Below are 6,000 nucleotides of genomic sequence, written 5' to 3'. Positions count from 1 at the left end.
GGGCAATCTCAAAAGAAAAGCTGAAACAGGCAGGGCTTGTGAGTTGCTACGATTATTACATGGAACGTCATGCTTTGAAGTTATGTTGAACCGCCGTATGCCGAACGGCATGTACGGTGGTGTGAGAGGGGAGATTTAATCTCCCCTACTCGATTATAAAAATTATGCTTCATGAAACAGCGGTCTACTCTACGGTTACGGATTTTGCCAGGTTTCTTGGCTGGTCTACGTCATTTCCTCTGAAGACGGTTACGTGGTATGCAAGCAGCTGCAGTGCCACCGTGACGCCGAAGGTTCCGAATCTGTCATCTACGGCAGGTACCTGGATCAGGTCGTCATAGACGCCCTCGTAGTCTGACATGTCTTTGTCGGTCACCATGATCACATGGGCTCCGCGGGCTTTCACTTCTTCTACATTGGCCATGATCTTAGGAAGGACATGATCCTGTGTTGCGATGGCAATGATCGGAACGCCCTCAGTTACAAGAGAGATGGTTCCGTGCTTTAACTCCCCGGCATTGTATGCTTCAGAGTTGACGTAAGAAATCTCTTTGAGCTTGAGTGAGCCCTCACTGGCAATCGCATAGTCAAGACTGCGGCCTAAGAAGAATGCAGAGAAGGTATCCTTGATTTTTTCCGCAATATCTTTGATATAGCCATCCATTTTCAGAACTTCTGCTACCGTGGAGATCGCCTCCTCAAATTTTGTACAGTACTCTGATAATTCTCCTTCTGTAAATTTACCGCTCAGTTCAGCCAATTTTAGGGCGATCAGGTAGAAACCTGCGCACTGTACAGAGAATGCCTTTGTACTTGCAACGGCAATTTCCGGACCGGCATGCGTGTATAGTACCTGGTCACTTTCTCTTGCAATGCTGGAGCCTTTTACATTAACAATAGAAATTGTCTTTGCACCCTGTTCATTGGCAAGGCGCAGTGCGGCTAAAGAGTCGGCTGTCTCTCCGGACTGGGAGACAATGACCACTAATGTATGTTCGTCAAGGATCGGATCCATATACCGGAACTCAGAAGAAAGTTCTACGGTGACAGGAATCCGTACCATGGATTCGATCAGATGGCGTCCAACCAGGCCTGCATGCATCGCTGTACCGCATGCAGTCACAATGATCCGGCTGATGCCTTTGAACAGATCGTCAGATATCCCGTCGGTGGCAAAGTCTGCACGGCCGTTGTGGAGTCTTGGCATAACGGTATTTTTCAGTGCCTCCGGCTGGTCATAGATTTCTTTCTGCATAAAGTAATCATATCCGCCCTTTTGAGCAGCGGTAGTATCCCAGTCAACGTGGAGCATTTTTGGTGCAACGATGTTCTGATCCATATCATAGAGTGTGATTCCGTCTTTTTTCATGACTGCGATGTGCTCTTCCGGCACTACAAAATAATCTTTGGAGTACTGAAGCAGTGCCACCATATCAGAGGCGATGAAGGCGCCGTCGTCTGTGGAAGTGGCTACCAGCGGGCTGGAATTGCGCATACAGTAGATCTCTTCAGGATGATCGCTGAACATGATACAGAAACCGTAAGCTCCTTCAAGGGCTTCATCGGCTTTTTTCATCGCGGCAAACGGATCTCCGTCATACACGGAGTCAAGATAAAGAGCCGCAATCTCGGTGTCAGTCTCAGAAACAGGAGTCCGGCCCTGAGCTTTGAGGGCTAAAGCAATCTCTTTGTAGTTTTCAATAATTCCATTGTGGATCAGTGTGATTTTTCCTGCCACATGGGGATGTGCGTTGGTGGTAGTAACCCCTCCGTGAGTAGCCCATCGTGTGTGTCCGATCCCGCATGTTCCGCTGCGGTCTTCTGATGACTCTACTTTTTCGCGGAGATTGGAAACCTTTCCGGCTGTTTTAATGATCTTAGTGGATGAGCCTTCACTGACTGCGATCCCTGCACTGTCATATCCGCGGTATTCAAGCTGTGTCAGGCCTCCTACCAAGACATCTGCTGCCTCGAGTTTTCCAGTAAATCCAATAATTCCACACATGTTGAAATCTCCTTTTTATTTAATTTTATGCGGACACAAAGAAAACGTCGCTTAAAATGAAAAAGCGATGAAGTGTCCTCTCATTCAAATGTTCTTTTGTGTGGTTTTTATATCTTTGGCTGTACAGTCTTTGTTCTGCAATTACTCACAGGTTTGCTCTGTACATCACGCGTCCAAAGCCACGGGAAAGCATCCGCCGAATCTTCGATCACTTTCCACCTCGTTAACCTTCTGCTCTTCGTTATCTGTTCGATAAGTCAGGTTCCGTGCCAGAAGGTGCATGGCGCTTAAAACTGCTCTGCTCCTTTCTTCGATATAAACTAGAAACTTTACAAAAAACCATAAGAAAAGTTTCCTAAAGCATCGTATCATGGATACAGAAAACTGTCAATCTGGGCAGAGCATTTAAGAAATTTTTCACAATTAAAGTATAGATACTTTGGAATGACAGTGTTATAATACACTGTATGACTTTTTGCAAATAAGAAATCTCCGAGTTTTTCGGAGCCTTTTTTGAAAGACAGAATCAAAGTAAGGAGAGTATCATGAAATCTTTGGTAAAGAATATAGTAAGCCAGATTGGGAAGTGGATCGAGAAGGTTCCTGTTCTGTGCAATATTGTGCTGGCATTTGGCATGGCATTTTTATTGGAAGTTCTCGGACGCCAGACATTTGACCAGGGAGTATTCGGGTTTGTCAATGACAGGACCAAGATGTTTCTGTACAGCGCATTCATCATTTTTGTCACTTATTCTGTGGTATTGATCGTTAAGCGGAGGCTGTTTACCTACATTATAGTGACATTGGTCTGGTCAGTCATCGGGATAGTCAATTTCCTGATGCTCAGTGCCAGAAATACTCCATTCACGTACGTGGACGTCACACTGATGAAATCTGTACTTCCGGTCATGACCAACTATTATTCGCCGTCAGCCATCGTCTTTATGGGTGCACTAATTTTAATCGTACTGGTGCTGCTCGTAGTAGGATTTCTCTATCTGCCGAAAAAACAGAATCTACAATATAAAAGGAATATCCTTGCGGTTGCTGTTATTTTTGCAGCATTCGGAGTGACCACCGTATATGGATTCAGGAGCAATATGCTCACAGACAGGATCGGCAACATCCGGATCGCCTATGGAGATTACGGGACACCGTATTGTTTTTCGATTACTGCGTTGAAAAACGGGATTGATAAGCCGTCCAACTATTCGGAAGAAAAGATCGACCAGATTGAGCAAAAGACCAAGCAGGCACAAAATAAGAAAAAGGGCAGAGTCAGGAAGCCGAATATCATTTTTGTGCAGCTGGAGTCACACTTTGATATCACCCAGGTAAAAGGAGTGAAGTTCAATCAGGACCCGCTCCCGAATTTCCACGAATATATGAAGGAATACTCCTCCGGACAGCTGAGCATGCCGTCTTACGGCGCCGGGACTGCCAATTCCGAATTTGAAGCGATCACAGGTATGAACCTGGACCATTTCGGAGCGGCGGAATACCCTTACAAGACTGTGCTGCAGTCGACGACCACAGAGAGCATGGCTACATTGCTGAAAGAAGACGGATATACCGCGCATGCCATCCACAACAACAGCGCCGCCTTCTATGACAGGGATCTGGTTTTCTCCCAGCTTGGGTTTGACACCTTCACCTCAAAAGAATGTATGAATATCAAAAAATGGACAGAAAATGGATGGGCCAAGGATACTATACTCACAGGCTGTATTCTGAACGCTTTGGATTCCACAAAGGGACAAGATTATATTTATACTATTTCTGTCCAGGGGCACGGAGATTATCCTAAGACAGAGATTATTGAAAATCCAAAGATCAAGGTGTTGGGCGGAATCAAAGATGAGGCTTTAAAGAACAAATATACCTACTATGCCAATCAGGTATACCAGATGGATCAGTTTGTGGGAGACCTGGTGAATGCATTGAAAAAACGGGGTGAAGATACGGTTCTTGTGATGTATGGAGACCATCTCCCGAGTCTGGAGGTAGATGATAAAGATCTGACCTACGGGAATAAATATGAGACAAGCTATTTTATCTGGGACAACATGGGACTGAAAAAGAAGGACGGGGTGATCGAAGCTTATCAGCTCGGTTCCGATATCCTCGCCAAGCTTAACATCAAAAACGGGGTCATGAACAGTTTCCATCAGACCCGGCAGGGCACGAAAAATTACCAGAAGGACATGAAGGCACTGCAGTATGATATGCTTTACGGCAAGCAGTATGTCTGGGATCAAAAAAATCCATTTCAGGCAACGGATATCTCGTTTGGCATTAGAAAGGTCAATGTGACAAAAGCTTATGAGACTGAAAACAGTATATTTATAGAAGGAAATAACTTCACAAACTTCTGTCAGGTGTATGTGGATGAGACGAAGATCAATACGACATTCCACAATGAACATCTATTGGAAGTGTCCAAAAAGGATCTGAAAAAGGGAGATGCTTTCACGGTGAAAATTGTAAGCAAGGCTCCGAGAATCCTGCAGACATCCGGCGAATATGTCTATCAGGGAGTAAAGCAGCAGTAGGGCTTTATTTGACAGAAATGGCGTAAAATCTGTATTTTCAGTCGACAGGTCGGAAACGTCATGGTATAATGACTTAATGTTTGTATAAAACTACAACAAAGATAATGATATTTTAGGAGGATTTGTAAGAATGGGATTACAAGTTGAAAAGTTAGACAATAATATGGTAAAAGTGACGATTGAGGTAGAGCCTGAAAAATTAGATGCAGCGATCAAAAAAGCATATAATAAGAAGAAATCACAGTTCAGCGTACCTGGATTCAGAAAAGGAAAAGTACCTCAAAACTTCATCGAAAAAGCATACGGAGTAGAAGTTTTTTATGAAGATGCGGCGAATATTTTGATTCCTGAAGCATACAGTGAATCAATGAAAGATTCTGATCTGGATATTGTTTCCAGACCGGACATCGACGTGGTTCAGTTAGAAAAAGGAAAACCGTTTATTTTCACAGCCGAGATCGCGGTCAAACCGGAAGTAACTCTCGGAGATTATAAAGGACTGGAAGTCGAAGAAAAGAAAATCCGCGTAACAAAAGAAGAAATTGAAAAACAGCTCAAAAAGGAACAGGAAGCAAATGCCAGAGAAATTACAGTAGAAGACCGCCCGGTCAAAGACGGAGATATCACTCTGATCGATTACTCAGGATCTGTTGATGGTGAAAAGTTCGAGGGAGGAACGGCAGAAGATCAGACTCTGGTTATCGGATCAGGTACCTTTATCGAAGGTTTTGAAGAGCAGCTGATCGGCAAAAATATCGGCGATGAAATCGAAGTCAATGTTACGTTCCCGGAACAGTACCATGCACCGGAACTGGCAGGAAAACCGGCTGTTTTTGAAGTGAAGATCAAAGGAATTAAAGAAAAAGAACTTCCGGAATTAGACGATGAGTTTGCATCTGAAGTTTCCGAGTTTGAGACTCTGGAAGACTACAAGAAAGAAATCAAGAAGAATATCAAGGCACAGAAAGAAGAAGCTGCCAAGACAGAAAAAGAAAATGCATTGGTTGACCAGGCAGTGGAGAATGCATCCATGGACATCCCTGATGCCATGATCGAAGAACAGGTACAGCAGATGGCAGATGAGTTCGCACAGAGACTCAGTTACCAGGGACTTAACATGGAACAGTACCTTCAGTATACAGGAAGCGATGCCCAGAAGTTCGCGGAAGAGTTAAAGCCTCAGGCGTTAAAGAGAATCCAGACCCGTCTTGTATTAGAGGCGATCGCTGCGGCAGAAAGTATTGAAGCCAGTGAAGAAGACTTTAAGAAAGAATTAGAAAAAATGGCTGGTATGTATCAAATGGAAACAGAACAGTTAGAGAAGATGGTACAGGGAAGCCAGAAGGAACAGATGATGGATGATATTGCTGTTCAGAAGGCAGTAGATTTCCTGATCAGTTCCTGCCAGACAAAATAATTGACAGATAGAAAACCGGGAGGGGT

The 6,000-nt window shown here is 44.2% G+C and carries 3 protein-coding genes; 2 read left to right on the top strand and 1 reads right to left on the bottom strand.

Annotation, left to right across the window (positions count from 1 at the left end):
* Nucleotides 1–184: 184 nt before the first annotated feature.
* On the bottom strand, nt 185–2,005 hold the full coding sequence (gene glmS / locus QGT46_RS13755) for a glutamine--fructose-6-phosphate transaminase (isomerizing) (RefSeq protein ID WP_148459857.1): 1,821 nt from the start codon (nt 2,003–2,005) through the stop codon (nt 185–187).
* A gap of 545 nt (nt 2,006–2,550) precedes the next feature.
* On the opposite strand from glmS, the gene QGT46_RS13750 reads away from it, so the two are divergent.
* Nucleotides 2,551–4,557 carry an LTA synthase family protein gene (locus QGT46_RS13750; protein WP_148459858.1) on the top strand — a complete coding sequence of 669 codons (2,007 nt, stop codon included), beginning with the start codon at nt 2,551–2,553 and terminating at the stop codon, nt 4,555–4,557.
* A 130-nt stretch (nt 4,558–4,687) separates the two neighbouring features.
* The gene (gene tig, locus QGT46_RS13745) at nt 4,688–5,974 is read left to right on the top strand and encodes a trigger factor (RefSeq protein WP_148459859.1); all 1,287 of its coding nucleotides are present in this window, start codon (nt 4,688–4,690) and stop codon (nt 5,972–5,974) included.
* The last annotated feature ends 26 nt before the right edge of the window (nt 5,975–6,000 follow it).

It is taken from the genome of Anaerostipes faecis, from assembly GCF_910574135.1.
GTDB lineage: Bacteria > Bacillota > Clostridia > Lachnospirales > Lachnospiraceae > Anaerostipes > Anaerostipes hominis.
This window is presented reverse-complemented; position numbering and strand designations above follow the sequence as displayed.

Bases quoted from the DNA above. Each gene is read 5' to 3' on its own strand.
- glmS (WP_148459857.1), bottom strand. From the start codon at position 2,005: ATGTGTGGAATTATTGGATTTACTGGAAAACTCGAGGCAGCAGATGTC.
- QGT46_RS13750 (WP_148459858.1), top strand. From the start codon at position 2,551: ATGAAATCTTTGGTAAAGAATATAGTAAGCCAGATTGGGAAGTGGATC.
- tig (WP_148459859.1), top strand. From the start codon at position 4,688: ATGGGATTACAAGTTGAAAAGTTAGACAATAATATGGTAAAAGTGACG.